This window comes from Blastococcus sp. SYSU DS0753 (assembly GCF_054051175.1).
Map to the genome: position 1 here is coordinate 1 of NZ_JBJHAT010000018.1, position 21,718 is coordinate 21,718.

Here is a 21,718-nt window from a genome sequence, read left to right on the forward strand (position 1 = left end):
GGGCCCGGGAGCGTCATCGCTCCCGGGCCCCCGGCGTCCACCCCTCCCGTCGGTCAGCGGCGGCCCCGCGCCTTCCGCAGCTCCTTCACCAGCAACGCGATCCCGGCACCGATCAGGACCAGCCAGAGCAGGCCACCGTCGTCCAGCAGGCCCAGGGCGAGGTCCACGCCGGCCATCGTCGTGATCGCCAGGAGCACGAAGACCAGGCCGGGCACCAGCGCGACGAGATCCGGCTTCCGCCGCTGTGGCGGCTGCGGGTGGTCCTCGGTCGCCAGCGGCGCCACCATCTGCCACTGCTGCTCCTGCCACGCCGTCGGCGTGGTCGGGAACTCGCTGTAGTCAGCCACGGGACACCTCCACCTGTCCGATACCGGAGTCGATCTCGAGCACGATCTCGGCCTCGCCATCGTCGGTCCACTCGGCCGCGCCCGTCCCGGGGTAGAAGCCACCGCCGGACCCGAGGGAACCGAGGACGTCGGCCTCACCCAGCCCCTGGTCCACGCGGACGCTCGCGTCCGCGGAGGAGGGCAGGACGACCTCGACGTCGCCGACGCCGTGCTCCACGCGGATCTCGAGGGCGTCGGCCAGATCGGCCACGGGCACCTCGGAGAGGTCCACGGTGAGGGTGCCGACACCGCCCTCGTAGAGCTCGCGCACGTCGGCGACGGACTGCGGCCGGTACGTGCGGTCGCCCACCCCGGCGTCGTTCGGCGCCGCGTCGGCGATCGCCAGCGCCACCGCCAGGATGATGCCGAGGGTGAGCAGGCTGCCGCGCGCGGTGCGGCCCTGGCTGAACGCGGCGACGACGAGCCCGGCGCCGACCACGAGCAGGGCGGTCCCGAGGTAGCCGACGGCGCCGACGTCCCAGCCGGTGAGCTGGGCGATCAGCGCGAGCGCCCCGACGACGATCAGCAGGCAGGCGATCGTGAAGCCGGGGACCGGCGAGCGGGGGCCGGCCGGTTCCCGGACGCGCGGTGTGGCGGGCTGCCCGGGCGACGGCTCGGCCGTCCCTTCCGGGCCGGCCGGCATGAGCAGCCAGAGCAGGAGGTAGACCAGCAGGCCGGTGCCGCCGGCGAGCGCGAGGGCGACGAAGCCGACCCGCCACAGGAGTGCGTCGATGCCGGTGTACTCGGCCAGGCCGCCGTTCACCCCGCCGATGACCTTGTCGGTGCGGCTGCGGCGCAGCGGGGGGCGGGCCGGTGGGCCGGGCGGCGGGGACCAGGCCGGTGGCTCCACCGTGGGCGGAGCCGGAGGGGGTGGTGAGGTCATGCCACAGAGCCTGCCCACCGGACGAGGCGGACACCATCAGGGAATCCCCGGAACCGACCCTGGTTCCTCTTCCGGGGTGATCACCGGTGTCGGCGGCGCCACGCCCGGTGCGACGATCGGTAGCGTGACCACCACCCTGCCGCCGCGCCCGCCGCTGGTGCGCCCGCGCGAGGGCCGGGTCGTCGCCGGGGTGGCGGCCGGAACCGCGGCCCACCTGCGCCAGGACCCCCTGGTGGTGCGGGTGGCCTTCGTGCTGCTGGCCACCACCGGGCTGGGCATCATCGGGTACGGGCTGCTCTGGATGACGATGCCGGTCGGCGCGCCCGGGGTTCCGGCGCCCGAGCCGCAGGGCTGGCGACCCGCCGGCGTCCGCCAGTGGGTCCTGCTGGCGGTCCTCGGCCTCGCCGCGGCGAGCCTGCTCGGTCAGCTCACGGCCTGGACCAGCAGTGACGTCGTCCTCCCGCTCGTCCTGCTCGTCGGCGGCCTGGCCGTGATCTGGCGGCAGCTGGACACCGACCGGACGCTCGCCGTGCCGGCGGCCCGCTGGGTGCTGGCCGGCGGGGTCGCCGTCGTGGGTGTCGGGCTCTTCCTCCTGCTGGCCACCACCGGTCAGCTGGCCAACGCCCGCAACGGCTTCGCCGCGACGCTGCTGATCCTCACCGGCGTCGTCCTGGCGACCGCACCGCTGTGGCGCCGGCTGCTCGACTCCCGCGCCGAGGAGCGCGCCGCGCGGATCCGGTCGGAGGAGCGAGCCGCCGTCGCCGCGCACCTGCACGACTCGGTGCTGCAGACCCTGGCCCTGATCCAGCGCAACGCCGACGAGCCGCAGGCGGTGAGCCGGCTGGCCCGCAGCCAGGAGCGCGAGCTCCGGGCCTGGCTGTACGACCCGGCGGCCGTCCGCGAGGGCGGCACGTGGGCCGGGCTGGTGGCGGGCATGGTCGCCGAGGTGGAGGCGGACCACGCGCTCACCGTCGACCCCGTCGTGGTCGGCGACGCCCCCGTCGACGAGGAGCTGGCCGCGCTCGGCGCCGCGACCCGCGAGGCCCTGGTCAACGCGGCCAAGCACTCCGGCGTGCCGTCCGCGGACCTGTACACCGAGGTGACCGCCGACCAGGTGTCGGTGTTCGTCCGGGACCGCGGCAAGGGGTTCGACCCCGGCACGGTGCCCGACGACCGGCGCGGCCTGCGCGACTCGGTGCGGGGCCGGCTGGCCCGGCTGGGCGGCAGCACGCAGATCCGGTCGACGCCGGGGGAGGGGACCGAGGTGGAGCTGGTCCTGCCGAGGAAGGCCGTGGGCGGGCAGCGGCGGGAGCAGCGCGGCGAGGCGGCCGCGGACCGGGCGGGAGCACCGCAGCGAGGATCGAGAGTGGAGCGGACCAACCGCGGAGGTGGCCTGGGCATGCGAGCGGGGAGCGGTGCGCCGCACGGAAGCGAACAGGGAGGCCGGGCATGACCTCGCGGGTGTTCGTGGTCGACGACCACGCGATGGTGCGCACCGGGGTGCGGGCGGAGCTCGGCGACTCCGTGGCCGTCGTCGGCGAGGCGGCCGACGTCGCCGGCGCGGTCGAGGGCATCCGTGCCACCCGTCCCGATGTCGTGCTGCTGGACGTGCACATGCCCGGCGGGGGCGGGCGCGCGGTGCTGGAGACGCTGCGGGGCGAGCTGCCCGAGGTGCGGTGGCTCGCGCTCTCGGTGTCCGACGCCGCCGAGGACGTCATCGCCGTGATCCGCGCCGGGGCGCGCGGCTACGTGACCAAGACGATCTCCGGGCCCGACCTGCTCGACGCCGTCCGCCGGGTCGCCGACGGCGACGTCGTCTTCAGCCCCCGGCTGGCCGGGTTCGTGCTGGACGCCTTCGCCGCCGGGGGCGCGGTCGCGCAGGCGCCGGCGGCCGAGGAGGCCAGCGACCCGGGGCTGGACCTGCTGAGCGCCCGCGAGCGGGAGGTCATGCAGCTGCTGGCCCGCGGCTACACCTACCGCGAGATCGGCTCCCGGCTGTTCATCTCGGTGAAGACGGTCGAGTCCCACGCCTCCAACGTGCTGCGGAAGCTGCAGCTGTCCAACCGCAACGAGCTCACCCGCTGGGCGGCGACCAACCGGCTGCTCTGACCGGCGACGACTGGCCGCTCCGCCGGCCCCCGGCCAGGATGTGTGGCGGACCACATCCCCGGGGAGAGGAGCTCCTTCGTGCTGCGCACCCTGTCGCGCCCGCTGGTGACCGGCGTCGAGAGGTACCTCCCGGGGGCCTTCGTCTTCGCCGTCGTCCTGACCGTGATCGTCGCCGTCCTCGCGCTGGTCTTCGGCGACATCGGTCCCGCCGAGCTGACCCGGGCGTGGGGCGACGGCCTCTCCGGCCTGCTGGCCTTCATGACGCAGGTGGCCCTCGTGCTCCTGCTCGGCTACACGCTGGCGCTCACGCGGCCGGTCAAGGCCGGGCTGACCCGCATCGCCGACGTCCCCAAGAGCCCCCGGGCGGCGTACGCCTTCGTGGCCCTCGTCTCGGCCCTCGCCTCGCTGATCAGCTTCGGGCTGGGGCTGGTGGTCGGCGGCGTCATCGCCCTCGAGGTCGGCCGGGCCGCCCGGCGTCGCGGCACGCGACTGCACTACCCGCTGCTGGTGGCCAGCGCCTACTCCGGCTTCGCCGTCTGGCACATGGGCTACAGCGCCACCGGCCCGCTGGCCGCGGCGACCCCGGGGAGCTTCGTCGAGGAGGCGATCGGCCGCACCATCCCGATCAGCGAGACGGTCTACTCGCCGTGGAACCTCATCGCGATCGTCGTCGCCGTCGCCGCGATCCTCGGCACGGTGGTGCTCCTGGCCCCCAAGGACAGGGACCGGGTCGTCCAGCTCCCCGAGCGGATGGGGACCGAGGAGCCCGACATCGAGCTGAAGACCCCGGGGACCCCGGCCGAGCGCCTGGAGGCCTCGCGGCTGGTCACCCTCGTCCCGGGTGTCGCCCTGCTCGTCTACCTCGGCGTCTACTTCGCGCAGGAGGGCTTCGACCTCACCCTCGACATCGTCAACTGGAGCTTCCTCGCGGCGATCCTGCTCATCGTGCGCAGCCCGGCGGAGCTGGCCGAGCTCGTCGGCGGAGCGGTGCGGACCGTCGGGGAGGTGCTGCTCCAGTACCCGCTCTACGCCGGGATCATCGGGATGATGACCGCCTCCGGGCTGGCGGCGCAGCTGAGCGGGTGGTTCACCGACATCGCCAGCCCCGGCAGCCTCGGGCTGATGGCCTTCCTCTCGGCCGGGCTGCTGAACCTGTTCGTGCCGAGCGGCGGCGGCCAGTTCGCCGTGCAGGCACCGATCTTCCTCGACGCCGCCGACTCCCTCGGCGTCGATCCGGCCGTCATCACCATGGCGATCGCCTACGGCGACCAGTGGACGAACATGATCCAGCCGTTCTGGGCCCTGCCGCTGCTCGCGGTGGCCGGTCTCGGCGTCCGCGACATCTTCGGGTTCACCGCGATCACCTGCCTGATCACCGGCATCATCTTCGCCGGCACCCTGCTCGTGCTCGGCGGCGGCTGAGCGGCGCCGCCGCCGAGCACGGCCGTCAGCGGAAGTGGCTCTTCGGGATGACCCCGTGCACGCCGACGGTCCGGTCGACCACCTGGGAGACCTCGAAGTCGACCGCGGCGGACAGGTACGCGTAGGCGACGGCGCGGTCCATCCCGAGGTCGTTCTGCAGGAAGTCCAGGGCGTGCACCACCGCCCGCCGGTTGGCGACGTCGAGATCGCTGCCCTGCCCGAACCGGGCGCCGTCGGGGTCGGACAGGCCGATCGGCAGCCATGACTCCGGCGTCTCCCCGAACGGGTAGCGGAACGCCACCGAGGGGGCGTCGGAGGTGCCCGCGCGGCAGACGGTCAGCCGGAACGTGAGGCGCAGCGAGCCCTCGAGGGCGGTGAGGGCGACCTCGCCGCTGCCCATCGACATGTGCGGGTCCCCGACCGAGAAGAGCGCGCCGGCCGCGACGACCGGCACGTAGAACGCCGACCCCACACCGAGAAGGTTCACGTCGATGTTGCCGCCACCCACGGTGGGCGGGATGGAGTTGACCAGCGGGTCGTTGAGCGCCGTCGCGTCCCCGACCGTCGCCACCGCCATGAGGCCGGCGAAGGGGTCGACCGGCCAGGAGACCGTGCCCTTCGGCCCGCGCGGCAGGGATGCCCGCACCACGCCGCCGCGGACCGCCAGCGGGGTGAAGTGCGAGACGTTGCCGTACTTCAGCGGGTCCCCGGTGCCGCGCCCGTCGGGCGTGGTGGGCATGACCTCGGCGGCGGTGATGTCGCCGGGGTCGGCGGCGAACGCCGCCGACAGCGCGCCTTTGCCGTGCCGGCTGGAGACGACGCCGTAGGGGACGCGGGGCAAGGCCGTCAGCAGTTCGATCTTGAGGACGTCGCCCGGGCGCGCGCCCTCGACGTGCACCGGCCCGGTGACCACATGCGGGCCGTCGGCGTCGAAGTTCCGTGGGTGCCGGGCGTACTCCGCCGCGATGGCGACGGCGTCGTCGAGCACCTCGCCCCGGGGCACCCCCTTGCTGCCGAACCAGGCCACCGGGTCGCGCCCCTGGTCCTCGAGGATCCCTTCGTGGCTGACGGTGTCGATGGTGATCGTCCCGCCCGACCGCAGGTGGGCCACCGGGGTGTCGGTGGTGCGCGGGAGGTAGCCCCACCGCACCTCGTCGGGTCGTGAGGGCAGGTAGACCTGGCCGTCGATCGGTCCCTTGCCCGGCTGGAGGACCTCCCGGGGCAGCCGCGTGCGCGGCGCGGGTGCGGCGGCCGCCGGACCCGCTGTCGCCGCCCCCGCGGCCAGCAGCGCCCCGGTGGCCAGGGCGGCCTGCACGAACCCGCGGCGGCCGAGCCCCCGCTCGAGGCGCTCGGCCGCCTCCTGCGGGTCGGGGGTGGCGCGGTCGTGCGAGGTGGTCGTCAACGTGTTCTCCCGGTGCCGGCGGTGGGCGTCGGGGGAGTTCTACGGGCCCGGTGTTGCGTCCACGTGGCGCCGACGGGACGCCGTGTTACGAGCTCGTTCCGCCCGCCGTCGAGCGCTCGGGAGCGAAGGCGGCGCGCCGGAAGGCGTCGAACAGCGGCGGTGGCTGCGGGGAGGCCCACATCTGGTTGGTCAGCAGGACGGCCGTCGTGCCGGTGACCGGGTCGGTCCACCACGTGCTGCCCAGGCCGCCGTCCCAGCCGTAGGACCCGGCGTGCCGCCCGTCCGCCTCGTCGGTGCGGCGGACGCCGATACCCAGCCCCCATCCGCCGCCCTCGTCGTCCACCGGGCCGACCTGATCGGTGGTCATGGCGCGGACCGCGCCCTCGCTCAACACCCGCGTCCCGTCGGGGGCGCACCCTCGCGTCTCCAGCGCGCAGGCGAGAGCGGCCAGGTCGCCGACCGTGGAGACCAGGCCGTCGGCGCCGTCGGGGAACGCGGGTGCCGACGACCACTGGCCGTCCACCGGGTCGTAGAGCTCCCGCACGCCATCGGGCCCCGGCGGCGTCCAGTGCGGCCCCAGCCGGTGGCGGGCCGCCGCCGGCACCCCGAAACCGGTGCTGCGCATCCCCGTCGGCCGGAGGATCCGCTCGTCCAGGACCGCGGGCAGCGGCCGCCCCGCGGCGCGCGACACCAGGACGCCGAGCACGCTGGCGCCCACGTGGTAGAGCCAGCGCCTGCCGGGCTGGTGGGCCAGCGGGACCGTGCCGAGCAGCCGCATCCACTCGTCCGGCTCCGGTGCGGCCCGGGGCGCCGGGGGTCCCACGGGCAGCCCCGCTGCGGCGAGCGCGGCCACCGTGGGGGACGGCCAGGGCGCGGTGAAGTCCAGGCCGAGCCCCAGCCGGAGGGTGAGGACGTCGCGGAGCGTGATCGGCCGCTCGGCCGGCACGGTCCCGGCGTCCGGGTCGGTGGGATCGACCAGGACCCGACGGGCGGCGAGCTCGGGGAGGAGTGCGTCGACGGGCTCGTCGAGGGCGAGGACGCCGTCGTCCACGAGCGCCATGGCCGCCGCGGCGACGACCGGCTTGGTCACGGAGGAGATGCGGAACACGGTGTCCGGGCGCACGGCGTCGCCGGTGCCGGGCGCGTGCACGCCCGCTGCGCCGCTGGAGACGGGTTCGCCGTGCCGGCCGACCCACCACGCGGCGCCCGGCACCTCCCCGGCGGCGACCGCCCCGGCCACCGCGTCCTCGATCCGGTCTGCGCGCTCTCTGCCACCGTCCACGGGGAGATGACCGGTCGCGCGGCCGCGACTCATCGCGTCAGGCGGTGTGCACCACGTGGAAGGCCTCGGCGGCCCGGCCGGCGGGCAGGCCGAACCGCTCCGCCGTCTGCCGCATCCAGGCGGTGACGAAGCCGTCGAGGTCGTCCAGATGGCTCACCTGGGTGACGTGCCGCCGGAGCGCGGCCAGCTTCCGGTCGAGCGCGTCGGTGACGTCGACGGCGTGGTCGGCGCGCGGGCTGGCGCCGAGCCACACCTCCGCGACGGTCCACGCCTCCAGCCCCTCGTCGGTCAGCAGCTCGGGGAAGGCGAACGGGTTGCGGGCGTCGGGGTAGACCGCGCGCAGGGTCGACTCGCCCACGGTCATGTGGTCGGGGTGGCTCGCGCCGATCCGCTCCCAGAAGCGCTCCGGCGAGCTGGTCAGCACCCGCTGGGGCCGCACCTGCCGGATGACCCGGCTGATGTCCCGGCGCAGGTCGAGGCTGAGCTCCAGCCGGCCGTCCGGGTAGCCGAGGAAGCGGACGTCGGTGACGCCGACCTCCGCGGCCGCCGCGACCTGCTCGGCCCGGCGCAGCGGCCCCATCCGCTCCCGCGGCGTCTCGTCGAACCCGCCCGCGTCGCCGTCGGTGACGATCAGGTAGGTGACCTCCGTGCCGGCGGCGGTCCAGGTGGCGACCGTCCCGGCGCTGCCGAAGTCCACGTCGTCGGGGTGGGCGAGCACGCAGAGAGCGCGCTCGACGTGGTCGGCGGGCCGGGTCGGCAGCGGGGAGGTCACCCGGCGGAGCCTACGGAGAGCCCGCGGAGCTTGTCCGGGTTGCGCACGACCAGCAGCTGCTCGATCCGCCCGTCGGTGACGACCGGCGAGATGGCCAGCAGCGGCGTTCCACCCGCCCACGCAGCGATGCCCGCGGCGCCGTTGACGTCGACGACCTCGATCCTCAGGTCTGGCAGCGCCGCGCCCTGCGCGACGATCCCTAGCAGGAAGCGCGCCACCTTGTCCGCGCCGGTGACCGGCCGCAACGCCGCCTTCACCTTGCCGCCCCCGTCGCTCACCAGGACGACGTCCGGCGCGAGGGCGGCGAGCAGCGCCTCGACGTCCCCACCGGCGCAGGCCGCGAAAAACCGCTCGGTCACCTCCTGCTGCGACCGGCGGTCGGCGGCGAACCGGGGACGGCGTGCCCGCACGTGCTCGCGGGCGCGGTGGGCGGTCTGGCGGACCGCGGCCTCGGACCGGCCCAGCGCCGCCGCCACCTCGGCGACCGGCAGGCCGAAGACCTCGCGGAGCACGAAGACCGCGCGCTCGGCGGGGGAGAGGCTCTCCAGCACCACGAGCAGGGCGAGGCCGACCTGCTCGCCGAGTTCCGCGGATCCGGTCGGGTCGGTGGGTGCGGGCGCGGCCGCCACCGGGGCGGCGCCGGTGAGCAGCGGCTCGGGCAGCCACGGCCCCACGTAGCTCTCCCGGCGGGCCCGGGCCGAGCCGAGCCGGTCCAGCGCCAGCCGGGTGGTGATCCGCACCAGGTAGGCCCGCGCGTCGGCCACCTCGCCCCGGTCGGCCGCCGACCAGCGCAGCCAGGCGTCCTGCACGACGTCCTCGGCGTCGGCGACGCTGCCGAGCATCTGGTAGGCCACCGAGAACAGCAGCCCCCGGTGCCGGTCGAACGGGGCGAGGGGCGCAGTCACGCGGGGAGCTCGCAGCGGTCCGAGAAGCCCTGGCTGGTGAGGCCCAGTGCGCTGTTGAACCGGGACCGCGAGTTCTCCACGGAGATCATCATCGTCAGCTCGACGAGCTCGGCGTCGTCGAGGTGGCGGCGCAGACCGGCGACCATCTCGTCGGTGACCTGCACCGGGGTCGTCGTCATCGCCTCCCCGTAGGCGAGCACCTGCCGCTCGAGGTCGGTGTAGACGTCGCTGTCGCGCCACCGCCGGACGTCCCGGAGCTTCGCCGGGTCGACCCCGTCCTGCGTGCTCACCCAGTAGCCGAAGTCCAGGCACCAGGAGCAGCCGATCGTCGCGGCCGACGACATGACCGCCAGCGCCTTGAGCGTGGGGTCCAGGCGGTTCCAGCGGGCCACCGACTGCTCGTGCCGGACGTAGGCGCGCAGCACGCGGCCGTGGTGCGCCATCGCCGCGCCAGGGTCCAGGACGACGCCGAAGCGGCGGCGGGAGTACCACTCGGCGAGGCGGACGAGCGGGGTGCGGGGCGGGTCGAGCGGGATGCGGGCCATGGTCGTTCCTCCCCACGGGGACGGGTGCCCATGGAGACGACGCAGCCGGCCGGGATGTGACACCGGGGCGCCGTCGACCGCGCCGCCGGCATCCCGCAGACTCGCCGTCGTGCCCGCCTTCACGCTCTCGGTCGCCCTCCGGTCCTCCGCCCCGCTGGACGACGCCAGGGTCGACGAGCTCCGGGCCGCCCTCGCCCCGGGCGACCCCGAGCTGCGGCTGTGGCGGGAACCCGACCGGGCGGTGCTGCGGGTGGCGACGGAGCGGGAGGCCGCGGACCTCGACGCCGCGCTGGTGCTGGGCATGCAGCTCGCCGACGAGGCGAACGAGGCCTGCCCGGGGCGGGTGTTAGAGGTCGCGGCGATGGGCGACGACGACTCGCAGGTCTGGCGCAGCGGCCCCTAGGCCCCCGTCGAGCCCCTCACCCCTCGCGCGCGAGGGGTGAGGAGGACGGCGGCCTCCTTGCAGGGGCCCGCGGCGGCCCCGTCCAGAGGCTCATCCTGAGCGTGCGAAGGGTGAGGAGGACGGGGTGTTCCTAGAGCCGGCCGCGGCCCTGGCGCAGCAGCATCATGCCCAGGTCGGCACCGCCGGGCCCCAGCGCCGAGCGGAACCGGGACAGGACCTGCTGCTCGCGGGAGAGCGAGAGCCGGGTTCCGCCGGAGGCAGCGCGCAGCGCGCCGATCTCCTGGCTGATCCGCAGCCGGCGGCGGACGAGCTCGATGATCTCGGCGTCGCAGGCGTCGATCGCGCTGCGGAGCGCACCGATCCGTTCGGCCGGGTCGGCGGGAGCGGTCGGGCCGGCGGGGGAGGAGGCGGTGAGCGTGTTCATCGGATGTCCTTCGCGGTGGCTGGACCTGGACCCGGGAAAAGAAAAAACGCCCCGGGCTCCTCGGGCCCGGGGCGTCGATTGCGGCATGTGCTCAGCCAGCGGTGACGGACACCGGATCCCGGTGGCCGTAGGAAAAGCGGACCGTGGCGAACACGAGCGGGAGTGTGCCACAGCCGCGCGGCCGGAGGTAGACGCGGTCGCCCGGGGCGGGTGGTGCGGCTGGTCCCCGGGCCCGGCGGAACGGTCACCCGTCCGGCTTACAGTGGCGGTCTCATGAGCAGCAGCCTCCAGCAGTCCCTCCCCGGCACCGCCGCCCTGCAGCGCTCCGCTCCCGGCTCGCTCGGGCGGGAGCTGGACCGGATGCTGGCGGGGCTCAACGGCCCGCAGCGCGACGCCGTCGTCCACGAGGGCAGCCCGCTGCTCATCGTCGCCGGCGCCGGGTCGGGCAAGACCCGGGTGCTCACCCACCGGATCGCCTACCTGCTCGGCGCGCGCGGGGTGCAGCCGGGCGAAATCCTCGCGATCACCTTCACCAACAAGGCCGCCGGTGAGATGAAGGAGCGGGTCGCCGCACTGGTCGGACCGCGGGCGCGGTCGATGTGGGTGTCGACCTTCCACTCGATGTGCGTGCGCATCCTGCGGGCCGAGGCCGCCAAGCTCGGAATGAAGTCCTCGTTCACGATCTACGACCAGGGCGACTCCATCCGGCTGATGACGATGGTCGCGCGCGACCTGGACCTCGACGCGAAGCGCTATCCCGGCCGCAGCCTGGCCAACCAGGTGTCCAACCTGAAGAACGAGCTCGTCGACGAGGAGTCGTTCAGCCCCCAGACGGCGCCGGAGAAGGTGCTGAAGGAGGCGTACACGCTCTACCAGCGGCGGCTGCGCGAGGCGCACGCCATGGACTTCGACGACCTGATCATGACGACGGTCCACCTGCTGCAGGCGTTCCCCGACGTCGCCGAGCACTACCGCCGCCGGTTCCGGCACGTGCTGGTCGACGAGTACCAGGACACCAACCACGCCCAGTACATGCTCGTGCGCGAGCTGACCGGCACGGGCGAGGGGCCGGTGCCGCAGGCCGAGCTGTGCGTCGTCGGTGACGCCGACCAGTCGATCTACGCGTTCCGCGGCGCGACGATCCGCAACATCGACGAGTTCGAGCGCGACTACCCGCAGGCGACCACGATCCTGCTGGAGCAGAACTACCGCTCCACCCAGCGGATCCTCAAGGCCGCGAACACGGTCATCGCCAAGAACACCGGCCGCCGGCCGAAGAACCTGTGGACCGACTCCGGCGACGGCGAGCTGATCGAGGGCTACGTCGCCGACAACGAGCACGACGAGGCGGCGTGGGTCGCCGAGCAGATCGACGCCCTGGTCGACGAGGGCGCGTTCCAGCCGAAGGACATCGCGGTCTTCTACCGCACGAACAACGCCTCCCGCGTGTTCGAAGAGGTCTTCATCCGCGTCGGCATGCCGTACAAGGTCGTCGGCGGGGTCCGGTTCTACGAGCGCAAGGAGGTCCGCGACGCGCTGGCCTACCTGAAGCTGGTCGCCAACCCGGCCGACGTGGTCAGCCTGCGCCGCATCATCAACGTGCCCAAGCGGGGGATCGGCGACAAGGCCGAGTCCTGCATCGAGTCGTTCGCCGACCGGGAGCGGATCGCGTTCGGGTCGGCGCTGCGGCGCTGCGCCGAGGTGCCCGACCTGGCCACCCGCTCGCTCAAGGCGCTGCAGGAGTTCGTGGCGCTGCTCGAGGAGTTCGAGCAGCTCGTCGAGACCGGCTCGGGCCCGGCTGCGCTGCTGGAGAGCATCCTCGACCGCACCGGCTACCTCGCCGAACTGCAGGCCAGCACCGATCCGCAGGACGAGGGCCGCGTCGACAACCTCAACGAGCTCATCTCGGTCGCCGCGGAGTTCGAGGCCGCCAATCCGGGTGGCTCGGTCACCGACTTCCTGGAGCAGGTGTCGCTGGTCGCCGACGCCGACCAGATCCCGGTCTCGGGTGACGAGGCCGGCGTGGTCACGCTGATGACCCTGCACACCGCGAAGGGGCTGGAGTTCCCGGTCGTCTTCCTCACCGGCATGGAGGACGGCGTCTTCCCGCACCTGCGCGCGCTCGGTGACCCGCGGGAGCTGGAGGAGGAGCGCCGGCTGGCGTACGTGGGCATCACCCGGGCGCGCCAGCGGCTGTTCATCTCGCGGGCGACGGTGCGCACCAGCTGGGGGCAGCCGGCCTACAACCCGCCGTCCCGGTTCCTCGACGAGATCCCGGCCGAGACCATCCACTGGGAGCGCACCGACCCGGTGCCCGCCCCGTCGACCGGCTACAAGTCGGCGCAGACGCGGGTGGCCGCCACCGGCCTGTCCACCGGTGGTCTGCGCGGCGGGGCCGGCAACCGGCAGGTGATCAGCGTCGAGGTCGGCGACCGGGTCAGCCACGACGCCTTCGGGCTCGGCACGGTGGTGGAGGTGACCGGCGTGGGGGACAAGGCCCAGGCCACGGTCGACTTCGGTTCCGGCGGCACCAAGCGCCTCGTCCTCCGCTACGCCCCCCTCGTGAAGCTGTAGCCCGAGGAGCGGGGCACGAAGGGTCCCCGACGAGGGCTGGAAGCCGCGGCACTGACCGGAGGAGCGGGCCCGAGGGGCCCTCGACGAGGGTCAGGACGCGCTCAATGCATCAGGGGACGGCACGTGGCCGCGGTGTCGCCCGGAGGGCGACGGATCAGGGAGTCGCGGTCGATCGGGCGGAGCCCGATCGATCAGACGCTCGCCCCGCGCTCGGCCAGCCAGGCCCGGGGGTCGATCGGTCGCCCGTCCATCCCGCCGCGGTGGATCTCGTAGTGCAGGTGCGGCCCGGTCGACTGGCCCTCGTTGCCGATCTTGGCGATCTGCTCCCCGGCGGTGACGATGTCGCCGGCGGAGACGCTGTAGTAGCGCATGTGCCCGTAGATGTGCACGTTGCCGTCGGCGTCCTGGATGTAGACGGCGTTGCCGTACCCCGAGGCGCGTCCGGCCCGCACGACGACGCCGTCGGTGGCGGCGACGATGGGCGTGCCGAGCGGCGCCGCCAGGTCCAGGCCGTAGTGCATGGTGCCCCAGCGGCGGCAGAAGCAGGTGGTGAGCGTGCCCTGCGTCGGGGCCACGATCTTGGGCTGCCGGGCGGCGCGGGAGGCGGCGAGCTCGCTGAGCCGCGCCTGGGCCTCGGCCTCGGTGATGCCGCGCCGGGCGTCGGCGCCCTCGAGGCCGCCGGCGAAGCTCACTTCGGTGCTGACGCCGAGGCCGTAGTCGGAAGCGGAGGCGGAGACGTCCGCGCGGTCCCCGGTCGCGGCCGGGACCCCGGCGAGGACGGCGCCGGCGACCAGGGCGGCGAGCCAGAGGGGGGCGCGACGGCCCGGCGGGTGCGGCAGCCGGCGGCGGACGCGTGGCTCGGCCGAGGTCGTGGGCTCGGCGGGCGGCGGCGTCGGGGCCGGCGCGCGCACGGGGCCCTCGACGGCGGCGCGCGGCCGGGGCACCACGGCGACGTCGGCGCGTGGTCCCTCCAGCACCTGTGCACTGCTGCGAGACACGGCGAACCTTCCCGGACTGCCTGGCCGGCGAGCGCTCGCTGAGCGTTCGTCGGGGGAGCGACGACGGCGAGGACACCGTCAGTGGCGTCCGCCGGCCGTACCGGCGCCGTGATCGGACCGTAACGATCCGTGAGTGGGCGACCAAGCACCGAACGTTGCGTGTCGCGATGTGTGCACGTCGTCTCGTCGACGGGTCGACTCGGCGCGCCTCCCCGGGGCCGGTCGGCTCAGGCGACCGCGGCCACCGGTGCGCCGTGCGCAGTGGGCTCGGCGACGTCGGCGAGGGTGGCGGCCACCTCGTCCAGGACGCCGCGGTGGATGGGCAGCGACATGTGCCCGACGCCCCGGAACAGCACGTTGCGGGCGCCGAGGTCGGGGTGGTCGCAGCGCCCCGAGTGCGTGGGCAGCACCACCTGGTCCAGGTCGCTGTACACGGCCGTGACGCGGGTCCGGCAGGCCGGCGCGGGGTGGTCCAGTTCCTGCAGCAGCGGCGAGCCGGGACGCAGTTGGCGCACCAGCGGCGTGGGCAGCACGTGGGCCAGGATCGAGCCCCGGTGCGGCGTGCCCAGGGTTACGAGCGTGTCGACCCGGCGGTCGCCACCCTGCCGCTGGACGTGGTACCGGGCGATCAGCCCACCGAGGCTGTGTCCGACGACGTGCACCCGGTCGTAGCCGGTCTGCTCGCAGATCCGCTCGATGTGCTCGCCCAGGTCGGCGGCACCGCGCGTGACGTCGGTGAGGAAAGGGCTGTAGTTCCACGAGCAGACGGCGGCGAACCCGCGCCGGCGCAGGCTCCGCCGCATGACGGCGAAGACCGAGCGGTTGTCGATCAGCCCGTGCACGAGCAGCACCGGGGTGCGGGCCGCCAGCGGATCGGTGGCGAACAGGGCCCGCGCGGCGGGGGGCTGGGCATCGGTCCGCCGGCACGGGTCGGGGCGGAACTGCTCCATCCGGGTGCCCAGCGGGTACAGCAGGGCATGGGCACCGACCCAGGCCAGCTCGGTGAGGCCGCCGACGATCCCGGCGGGCGAGCAGAGCGCGCGCAGTCCTCGTGGCGTGGCGTCGGCGTCGTCCGCGGTGTGCCACTCTGGACCAGGGCCCAGCTCGCTCGATGGGCGCATGGCTGCCCTCCCGTTGGAGCCTCCGGCGGAGCACGGCTCGTGCCCGTCCCGCCGACCGGCGGTGCTCGGGTGTGTGTGCTCCGTTCACCGCACGGTAATGCGGGGGTGTGTCGGTCGTCACATGAAAGTCACCGACGAGCCGTCGATCGAGTCCGGTTCGTGACATGCAGCAGAGGGGGAGACGTGTCCACCCGCGACGATCGCGCCCGGGCAGGCCGGACCAGGGGCGCCGCCCGCAGAGGGCCCGCAGGGGCGTCGGCGGCCACGCCGCCGGCGGCCGACGGGGACCGGGTGGTCGTCGGTACCGTGCCGCCCTCGGTGCGGCTCTGCGGACTGCTGCTCGTGCTCGCCGGCCTGGCCGGCGTGCTCGCCGCCGTGCCGACCTACCTCGTCGTCGGTGGAGAGGAGCTGCGCCAGGTGCGGGGGTTCGGCGGTGCGCTCGCAACCCTCCTCGTGCCCGCCGTCCACCTTGCGGTGGGGGTCACGCTGCTCCGCCGCGCCGTTCCGAAGTTCGGGCTGGCCTACGCCGCCGTGGCCGGTGCGCTGTCGGTGGGGGAGCTGCTCATCGAGCTCTACCGGGGGAGCAGTTCGACGGCCCGACCCGGCGTGGAGGTGCTGGCGGGCGAGCGGGTGCTGACCAGCGGCGTCCAGATCGGCGCCGGCTGGGTGCTGGGCATCGTCGCGCTCGTCCTGACCGTGCTGGCCGGCGCCGTCGCCGTGGCGGCCTGGGGCCGGACCGTGATGGAGGACCGCGGACCGCTGGAGCCGATCCGCTCCGTGCTGGCGGGGGCCGCGGTGCTGCTGGGGGTGGTGGCCGTCCTCTGCCTGGCGCTGCCGCCGGCCGATGTGCCCCAAGAGCTGCGCATCGACCCCGTGACCGGCATGCGGGTCGTCGTGACGCAGGAGGGGCCGCAGGCGCTGCTCGAGCGGCCGGGGCTCGCGCTGCTCGGTGGGCTGCTGCTGGCCGGTGCGCTGCTGCTCTGCGCGGTCGTCGCACCGTCGCTGCGGCCCCGGCTGGGAGCGGTCGGGGGGCTGCTCGCCGTCGCCGTCACCGTGCTCGGTGCGGGGCTGGAGGGCCTGCGGGACGCCGTCTCGTCCGACGAACTGGTCTGGACCGTTCCCGGCATCGGGCTGCTCGTCGCGGGGCTGGGTCTGCTCGGCCTGACGGCGGGCGCCTGGCGGGTGCGGCGCACCGGGACGTGACCCGCGCCACTGCGCCGGCGCGAGAGCTCCTAAGCTGCCTGCCGTGGTGGACGAACGCATCCGGGTGGTCATCGCAAAACCAGGGCTCGACGGGCACGACCGCGGGGCCAAGGTCGTGGCGCGGGCACTGCGCGACGCCGGGATGGAGGTCGTCTACACCGGCCTGCACCAGACGCCCGAGCAGATCGTCGAGACGGTCGTGCAGGAGGACGCCGACGCCGTGGGCCTGTCCGTCCTCTCCGGCGCGCACATGACGCTCTTCGCCCGGCTCGCGGAGCTGCTCCGGGAACGCGGTGTCGACGACGTGGTCGTCTTCGGTGGCGGCATCATTCCGGAGGAGGACGTGCCCGAGCTCCAGCGGCTCGGCGTCACCGGCATCTTCACGCCCGGGGCCACGACGACCGAGATCGTGGAGTGGGTGCGCAGCCACGTGGGAGAGTCCGCAGGCGCCTGAGGGGCCTTCGGCGCTGTGACCAGCGCGAACGCGCGAGCAGCGTTGTGATGCAGACCACGTCCGACCCCCGTCCGGGCCGCCCGGGGCAGCGTTCCGGTGGCCAGCGGTCTACGGTGCCTTTCCGTGGATCTCTTCGAGTACCAGGCCCGTGACCTGTTGGCCTCGCACGGCGTCCCCGTGCTCCCCGGCGGCGTCGCCGAGACCCCCGAGCAGGCGGAGGCGATCGCCCGCGAGATCGGGCAGACCGTCGTCGTCAAGGCGCAGGTGAAGACCGGCGGCCGCGGCAAGGCCGGTGGCGTCAAGCTCGCCGACAACCCCGAGGACGCCAAGGCGCGCGCCCAGGACATCCTGGGGCTGGACATCAAGGGCCACATCACGCACCGCGTGATGGTGGCCCAGGCCAGCGACATCGCCGAGGAGTACTACTTCTCCTACCTGCTCGACCGCTCCAACCGCACCTTCCTGGCCATGGCCTCGAAGGAGGGCGGCGTGGAGATCGAGCAGCTGGCCGTCGAGCGTCCCGAAGCGCTGGCCCGCATCCCGATCGACGCCACGGTCGGCGTCGACAGCCAGAAGGCCGCCGAGATCGTCGACGCCGCCGGCTTCCCCGCCGAGGTGCGCGACCAGGTGATCGCCATCGCCGTCCAGCTGTGGGACACCTTCGCCAAGGAGGACGCCACGCTGGTCGAGGTCAACCCGCTCGCCAAGGCGCCCGACGGCACCGTCCTCGCCCTGGACGCGAAGGTCACCCTCGACGAGAACGCCGGCTTCCGGCACGCCGAGCACGCCGCGCTCGAGGACGCCGCCGCCGCCGACCCGCTCGAGGCCGCGGCGAAGGAGAAGGACCTCAACTACGTCAAGCTCGAGGGCGAGGTCGGGATCATCGGCAACGGTGCCGGCCTGGTCATGAGCACCCTGGACGTCGTCGCCTACGCCGGAGAGGAGTTCGGCGGGGTCAAGCCGGCCAACTTCCTGGACATCGGCGGTGGCGCCTCGGCCGAGGTCATGGCCAACGGCCTGGGGATCATCCTCTCCGACCCCGCCGTGAAGAGCGTCTTCGTCAACGTCTTCGGCGGGATCACCGCCTGCGACGCCGTCGCCAACGGCATCGTCGCCGCCCTGCAGCAGCTGGGCGACCAGGCCACCAAGCCGCTGGTGGTCCGCCTCGACGGCAACAACGTGGAAGAGGGTCGGCGGATCCTCGCCGAGGCCAACCACCCGCTCGTGACCGTGGTCGACACGATGGACGGCGCCGCGCGCCGGGCCGCCGAGCTCGCCGCCGCCTGAAGCCCTAGCGAACAGGACCTGTAGAGATGTCGATCTTCCTCAACGAGAACAGCAAGGTCATCGTCCAGGGCATGACCGGCTCCGAGGGCATGAAGCACACCTCGCGCATGCTCGCCTCCGGCACCGCGATCGTCGGGGGCGTGAACCCCCGCAAGGCCGGTACCAACGTCGACTTCGACGGCAGCAGCGTGCCGGTGTTCGGCTCGGTCGCCGACGCCATGAAGGAGACCGGCGCCGACGTCAGCGTCATCTTCGTGCCGCCGCCGTTCGCCAAGGGCGCCGTCATCGAGGCCGTGGACGCCCAGATCGGGCTCGCCGTGGTCATCACCGAGGGAATCCCGGTGCACGACTCGACCTACTTCTGGGCGCACGCCCAGGGCGGCTCGACGCGCATCATCGGCCCGAACTGCCCCGGGCTGATCAGCCCCGGGCGCAGCAACGCCGGCATCATCCCGGCCAACATCACCAAGCAGGGCAAGATCGGCCTGGTGTCGAAGTCGGGCACGCTCACCTACCAGATGATGTACGAGCTGCGTGACATCGGTTTCTCCACCGCGATCGGCATCGGTGGCGACCCGGTCATCGGAACCACGCACATCGACGCCCTCCAGGCCTTCCAGGACGACCCGGAGACCGAGGCGATCGTGATGATCGGCGAGATCGGCGGCGACGCCGAGGAGCGGGCCGCTGACTTCGTCAAGGCCAACGTCACCAAGCCGGTCGTCGGGTACGTCGCCGGCTTCACCGCGCCCGAGGGGAAGACCATGGGCCACGCCGGCGCCATCGTGTCCGGCTCGGCCGGTACCGCCCAGGCCAAGAAGGAGGCCCTCGAGGCCGCCGGTGTGCGCGTGGGCAAGACGCCGTCGGAGACGGCGCAGCTCATGCGGGAGATCGTCGGCTCCTGACCTCCCACGCCGCCACGCTGCCCGGTGACCGCTCTGGTCACCGGGCAGTGGTGCGTCCGGAGGGCGCCGGGTGGGTGGCAGCATGTCGTTGCGCGGGCCGCGTCCCGACCGCCACGATCGATGAGCACCTGATCCGTCCGGAGGAGATCCAGTGACCGCGAGCCAGCCCCCGCAGCCGCCCGAAGGCGGCCGACCTCCTGCGGGTGGCCAGTCACCCGAGGGGCTGGGTGAGGAGGCTCCGCGGACCGCGGAGGCCGGGGCGCAGGGAGGGGACCCGGGGCCGTACCAGCAGCCGCAGGGTGGACAGGCCCACGAACAGCCCGCCTACGGCCAGTTCCCGTACGGGCAGCAGCAATACGGCCAGCAGCAGTACGGGCAGCCCCCGTACGGGCAGCCCGCCTACGGCCAGCAGTACGGGCAGCCCCCCTACGGGCAGCCCCCGTACGGCCAGCAGCAGTACGGGCAACCCCCCTACGGGCAGCCGGCCTACGGCCAGCAGTACGGGCAGCCCCCCTACGGGCAGCCCCCGTACGGCCAGCCGCCGTACGGTGCGCCCCAGCAGCCCTACGGCCAGCCGGTCCACGGGGCTCCCGGCTACGGACCCCCGTTCGCCGGTCCCGGGTACCCGGGCGGCCGGCGACCGGGCGGCGCCGAGTTCTCCTTCGACCCCAAGCGGCTGGCCTGGACCGACTACGCCGTCGCGGGCGGGACGCTGCTGTACCTGCTCGTCGCCTTCCTGCCCTGGTGGCGGTTCGGCGACGCGACCTTCGGCGTGACGTTCAGCGGGCTGGAGGACGGCATGGTCCGCGCCGCCTTCGTGCTCCTGCTGCTGGCGACGACGTGGGCGGTCCTGCCGGCCTTCGTCCGGACGACGCTGAGCTTCCCGCGCTCCGCGGTGACCGCCGGCCTGGCCGGCCTCGGCCTGGTCCTCACCCTGTTCTCGTGGTTGGACACCCTGCGGTACGCCTTCTCGTTCTGGGCGCTGCTGGGCTTCCTGACCGCGGCCGCCGTCACCGCGCTCGCGGTGGTGGCGCTGCGGAGGGAGCTGCGCGAACGACCGGCGCGGCCGGCCACCTCGCACCCCGGCGGGCAGTGGGCCGGCCCGGGGGTCGGGCAGCCGTACCCCTACGCGCCGTACGGGCCGGGGCCGTATCCCTACCCGGGGCAGCAGGCCCCGCCCCCGTGGCCGCCGCATCCCGGCGCGGAGCAGGGTCCGGCCCCGGGACCCGCCGGCGGGCCCGGGGGGTCGACCGCCTCCGGCGAGCCCCCGGGCACTACGCAGAGCGAGCGCCCCGGCACGGACACCTGATCGGCGTTCCGGCGCGCCCCTTCCGGGACGGCCGGCTCCGGCGCGTGCGGCGGACATCCGCCGCGCTGGCTTGCGAGAGTGGAGGGGTGGTCGCCCTGCTCGCACGCCTGCCCTTCCGGCGGGACGACGGGTCGACCACGCGACCCGCGCCGCCGGCCTTCCTGGCGGCCCTCGCCGCGGCCGCCGTCACGGTCGCGGGGGTGGCCGGCCTCTGGCTGGCGCTGGTGGTCGTGCAGGCGCTGGACCCGGCCGGTGGCATGTCGGCGGGCGGATCGGCGTCCCTCGCCACCCGGCTGTGGCTGCTCGCGCACGGCGCCGAGCTCCGGCCGGCCTCCGGCGCGCTGGCGCTGGCGCCCTTGCTGCTGACCCTGCTGGCGGCCCGGGGCCTCTGGTGGGCCGGGCGGGTGGCCGTCCGGGTCCTGGACGACGACGCGTCGGCGCCGACGGTGGCCGGCGCGGCGTCCCTGGTCGTGCTCGTGCACCTCGCGGTCACCTGGCTGCTGGCGATGGTCGTGGACGACGCGACGGCGGGCATCGGCTGGCCGCGCACGCTGGCGGTCCCCGCCGGCCTGACCCTGGTCGCCGTCGGGTGGGGCGCGGGGCGGGAGTCCGGGCTGCTCGACGCCGGGCTGGACCGGTTGCCGGGTGTCGTCCGCCCGGTCCTCCGCGGAGTGCTCGCCGGGCTGCTCACCGCGCTCGCCCTGTCCCTCGTGGTCGTCGCCGTGGCGCTGGCCAGCGACGCGGGCGGCTACGCGGCTCTGTCGCGCGCGCTCGGCGGGGCGGGTGCGGGCGCCGTCGGGCTGCTGGGGCTGAGCGCGCTCTACCTGCCGAACGCGGGGATCGCCGTCCTCGGGCTGGCGGCCGGCCCCGGCTTCTCCGTGGGCACCGGCACGCTCGTGTCGGTGCACGGCATCACGCTGGGCAGCGTGCCCGCCCTCCCGTTGCTCGCGGCGCTGCCCGACACGCAGGCGGTCCCGCTGGTCGCCTTCGTGTCCCAGGCGATCCCCGCCGTCGCGGGCCTGGTGGCCGGCAGCACCCTGGGCCGCTGGTTCACCGACCGGGACGGCGGCTCGGTGGTCGCCGGACTCGCCGGGCTGCTGGCCGGCTCCCTGCTCGGGCTGCTCACCGGGGTGCTCGCCTGGGCCGCGGGCGGCGCCCTCGGGAACGGCGCACTCGCGGTGGTCGGCGCCCCGCCCGTGGCCACCGGCATCGCGATGGCCGCGCAGGCCGGGATCGCCGCGGCGCTCGCCGGCGCGGTGACCCGCTGGCGGGCGCTGGGCTGAAGCGGCCCCGTCGAGAGGCTCGCGCCGAGGCTGCGAGGCGTGAGGACGACG

At 74.5% G+C, this 21,718-nt stretch carries 21 protein-coding genes; 11 read left to right on the plus strand and 10 right to left on the minus strand.

What is annotated here, in order from left to right; genetic code table 11:
- Nucleotides 1-53: 53 nt before the first annotated feature.
- A complete protein-coding gene (locus ACI799_RS13930; protein WP_456600112.1) occupies nucleotides 54-347 on the minus strand; it encodes a hypothetical protein in 294 nt (97 codons plus the stop codon).
- Nucleotides 340-1,269 (minus strand): PspC domain-containing protein, encoded by a 930-nt coding sequence (locus ACI799_RS13935; protein ID WP_456600113.1) that lies wholly within the window; start codon nucleotides 1,267-1,269, stop codon nucleotides 340-342. Before ACI799_RS13935 ends, ACI799_RS13930 begins: the two co-directional genes overlap by 8 nt.
- A 124-nt stretch (nucleotides 1,270-1,393) precedes the next feature.
- On the opposite strand from ACI799_RS13935, the gene ACI799_RS13940 reads away from it, so the two are divergent.
- The 3 genes from ACI799_RS13940 (at nucleotide 1,394) to ACI799_RS13950 (ending at nucleotide 4,800) form a co-directional block, all read left to right on the plus strand.
- Nucleotides 1,394-2,722, plus strand: a complete 1,329-nt coding sequence (locus tag ACI799_RS13940; protein WP_456613311.1) for an ATP-binding protein — start codon at nucleotides 1,394-1,396, stop codon at nucleotides 2,720-2,722.
- On the plus strand, nucleotides 2,719-3,378 hold the full coding sequence (locus ACI799_RS13945; RefSeq protein WP_456600115.1) for a response regulator: 660 nt from the start codon (nucleotides 2,719-2,721) through the stop codon (nucleotides 3,376-3,378). The genes ACI799_RS13940 and ACI799_RS13945 overlap by 4 nt, the downstream gene beginning before the upstream one ends.
- Before the next feature lie 78 nt (nucleotides 3,379-3,456).
- On the plus strand, nucleotides 3,457-4,800 hold the full coding sequence (locus ACI799_RS13950; RefSeq protein WP_456597855.1) for a short-chain fatty acid transporter: 1,344 nt from the start codon (nucleotides 3,457-3,459) through the stop codon (nucleotides 4,798-4,800).
- Nucleotides 4,801-4,825: 25 nt separating this feature from the next.
- Here the strand turns inward: ACI799_RS13950 and ACI799_RS13955 are convergent, their stop codons facing one another.
- The 5 genes from ACI799_RS13955 to ACI799_RS13975 form a co-directional block, all read right to left on the minus strand.
- Nucleotides 4,826-6,202: an acetamidase/formamidase family protein gene (locus tag ACI799_RS13955; protein ID WP_456600116.1), complete on the minus strand. Its 1,377-nt coding sequence runs from the start codon at nucleotides 6,200-6,202 to the stop codon at nucleotides 4,826-4,828.
- A gap of 85 nt (nucleotides 6,203-6,287) precedes the next feature.
- Nucleotides 6,288-7,484: a serine hydrolase domain-containing protein gene (locus tag ACI799_RS13960; protein WP_456613312.1), complete on the minus strand. Its 1,197-nt coding sequence runs from the start codon at nucleotides 7,482-7,484 to the stop codon at nucleotides 6,288-6,290.
- Between the two features lie 37 nt (nucleotides 7,485-7,521).
- Nucleotides 7,522-8,256, minus strand: a complete 735-nt coding sequence (locus tag ACI799_RS13965; RefSeq protein WP_456613313.1) for a PIG-L deacetylase family protein — start codon at nucleotides 8,254-8,256, stop codon at nucleotides 7,522-7,524.
- Nucleotides 8,253-9,161 (minus strand): RNA polymerase sigma-70 factor, encoded by a 909-nt coding sequence (locus ACI799_RS13970; protein ID WP_456590392.1) that lies wholly within the window; start codon nucleotides 9,159-9,161, stop codon nucleotides 8,253-8,255. Before ACI799_RS13970 ends, ACI799_RS13965 begins: the two co-directional genes overlap by 4 nt.
- A complete protein-coding gene (locus ACI799_RS13975) occupies nucleotides 9,158-9,706 on the minus strand; it encodes a carboxymuconolactone decarboxylase family protein (protein WP_456613314.1) in 549 nt (182 codons plus the stop codon). Before ACI799_RS13975 ends, ACI799_RS13970 begins: the two co-directional genes overlap by 4 nt.
- Nucleotides 9,707-9,815: 109 nt before the next feature.
- Between ACI799_RS13975 and ACI799_RS13980 the strand changes: the two genes are divergently transcribed.
- Nucleotides 9,816-10,109 carry a hypothetical protein gene (locus tag ACI799_RS13980; protein ID WP_456613315.1) on the plus strand — a complete coding sequence of 98 codons (294 nt, stop codon included), beginning with the start codon at nucleotides 9,816-9,818 and terminating at the stop codon, nucleotides 10,107-10,109.
- Nucleotides 10,110-10,239: 130 nt separating this feature from the next.
- Here ACI799_RS13980 and ACI799_RS13985 read toward each other — a convergent pair whose 3' ends face one another.
- Nucleotides 10,240-10,533: a chorismate mutase gene (locus ACI799_RS13985; protein WP_456590389.1), complete on the minus strand. Its 294-nt coding sequence runs from the start codon at nucleotides 10,531-10,533 to the stop codon at nucleotides 10,240-10,242.
- A 273-nt stretch (nucleotides 10,534-10,806) separates the two neighbouring features.
- On the opposite strand from ACI799_RS13985, the gene pcrA reads away from it, so the two are divergent.
- A complete protein-coding gene (gene pcrA / locus ACI799_RS13990; protein ID WP_456590388.1) occupies nucleotides 10,807-13,107 on the plus strand; it encodes a DNA helicase PcrA in 2,301 nt (766 codons plus the stop codon).
- Between the two features lie 191 nt (nucleotides 13,108-13,298).
- Here pcrA and ACI799_RS13995 read toward each other — a convergent pair whose 3' ends face one another.
- Together ACI799_RS13995 and ACI799_RS14000 are read right to left on the minus strand one after the other, a co-directional pair.
- Nucleotides 13,299-14,105 carry a M23 family metallopeptidase gene (locus ACI799_RS13995; RefSeq protein ID WP_456597849.1) on the minus strand — a complete coding sequence of 269 codons (807 nt, stop codon included), beginning with the start codon at nucleotides 14,103-14,105 and terminating at the stop codon, nucleotides 13,299-13,301.
- A 227-nt stretch (nucleotides 14,106-14,332) separates the two neighbouring features.
- Nucleotides 14,333-15,226: an esterase/lipase family protein gene (locus ACI799_RS14000; protein ID WP_456613316.1), complete on the minus strand. Its 894-nt coding sequence runs from the start codon at nucleotides 15,224-15,226 to the stop codon at nucleotides 14,333-14,335.
- Nucleotides 15,227-15,517: 291 nt separating this feature from the next.
- Between ACI799_RS14000 and ACI799_RS14005 the strand changes: the two genes are divergently transcribed.
- The 6 genes from ACI799_RS14005 (at nucleotide 15,518) to ACI799_RS14030 (ending at nucleotide 21,667) form a co-directional block, all read left to right on the plus strand.
- On the plus strand, nucleotides 15,518-16,429 hold the full coding sequence (locus ACI799_RS14005; protein ID WP_456613317.1) for a hypothetical protein: 912 nt from the start codon (nucleotides 15,518-15,520) through the stop codon (nucleotides 16,427-16,429).
- A gap of 43 nt (nucleotides 16,430-16,472) precedes the next feature.
- Entirely contained in the window at nucleotides 16,473-16,883 is a 411-nt protein-coding gene (locus tag ACI799_RS14010) for a cobalamin B12-binding domain-containing protein (RefSeq protein ID WP_456613318.1), read from the plus strand.
- A 123-nt stretch (nucleotides 16,884-17,006) separates the two neighbouring features.
- Complete coding sequence (gene sucC / locus ACI799_RS14015) at nucleotides 17,007-18,170, plus strand: ADP-forming succinate--CoA ligase subunit beta (RefSeq protein ID WP_456590383.1); 1,164 nt, start codon at nucleotides 17,007-17,009, stop codon at nucleotides 18,168-18,170.
- Nucleotides 18,171-18,196: 26 nt separating this feature from the next.
- Entirely contained in the window at nucleotides 18,197-19,075 is an 879-nt protein-coding gene (gene sucD / locus ACI799_RS14020; RefSeq protein WP_456590382.1) for a succinate--CoA ligase subunit alpha, read from the plus strand.
- 151 nt (nucleotides 19,076-19,226) lie between these two features.
- The gene (locus tag ACI799_RS14025; RefSeq protein WP_456613319.1) at nucleotides 19,227-20,384 is read left to right on the plus strand and encodes a hypothetical protein; all 1,158 of its coding nucleotides are present in this window, start codon (nucleotides 19,227-19,229) and stop codon (nucleotides 20,382-20,384) included.
- An 86-nt stretch (nucleotides 20,385-20,470) separates the two neighbouring features.
- Nucleotides 20,471-21,667 carry a cell division protein PerM gene (locus tag ACI799_RS14030; RefSeq protein WP_456613320.1) on the plus strand — a complete coding sequence of 399 codons (1,197 nt, stop codon included), beginning with the start codon at nucleotides 20,471-20,473 and terminating at the stop codon, nucleotides 21,665-21,667.
- Nucleotides 21,668-21,718 lie beyond the last annotated feature (51 nt).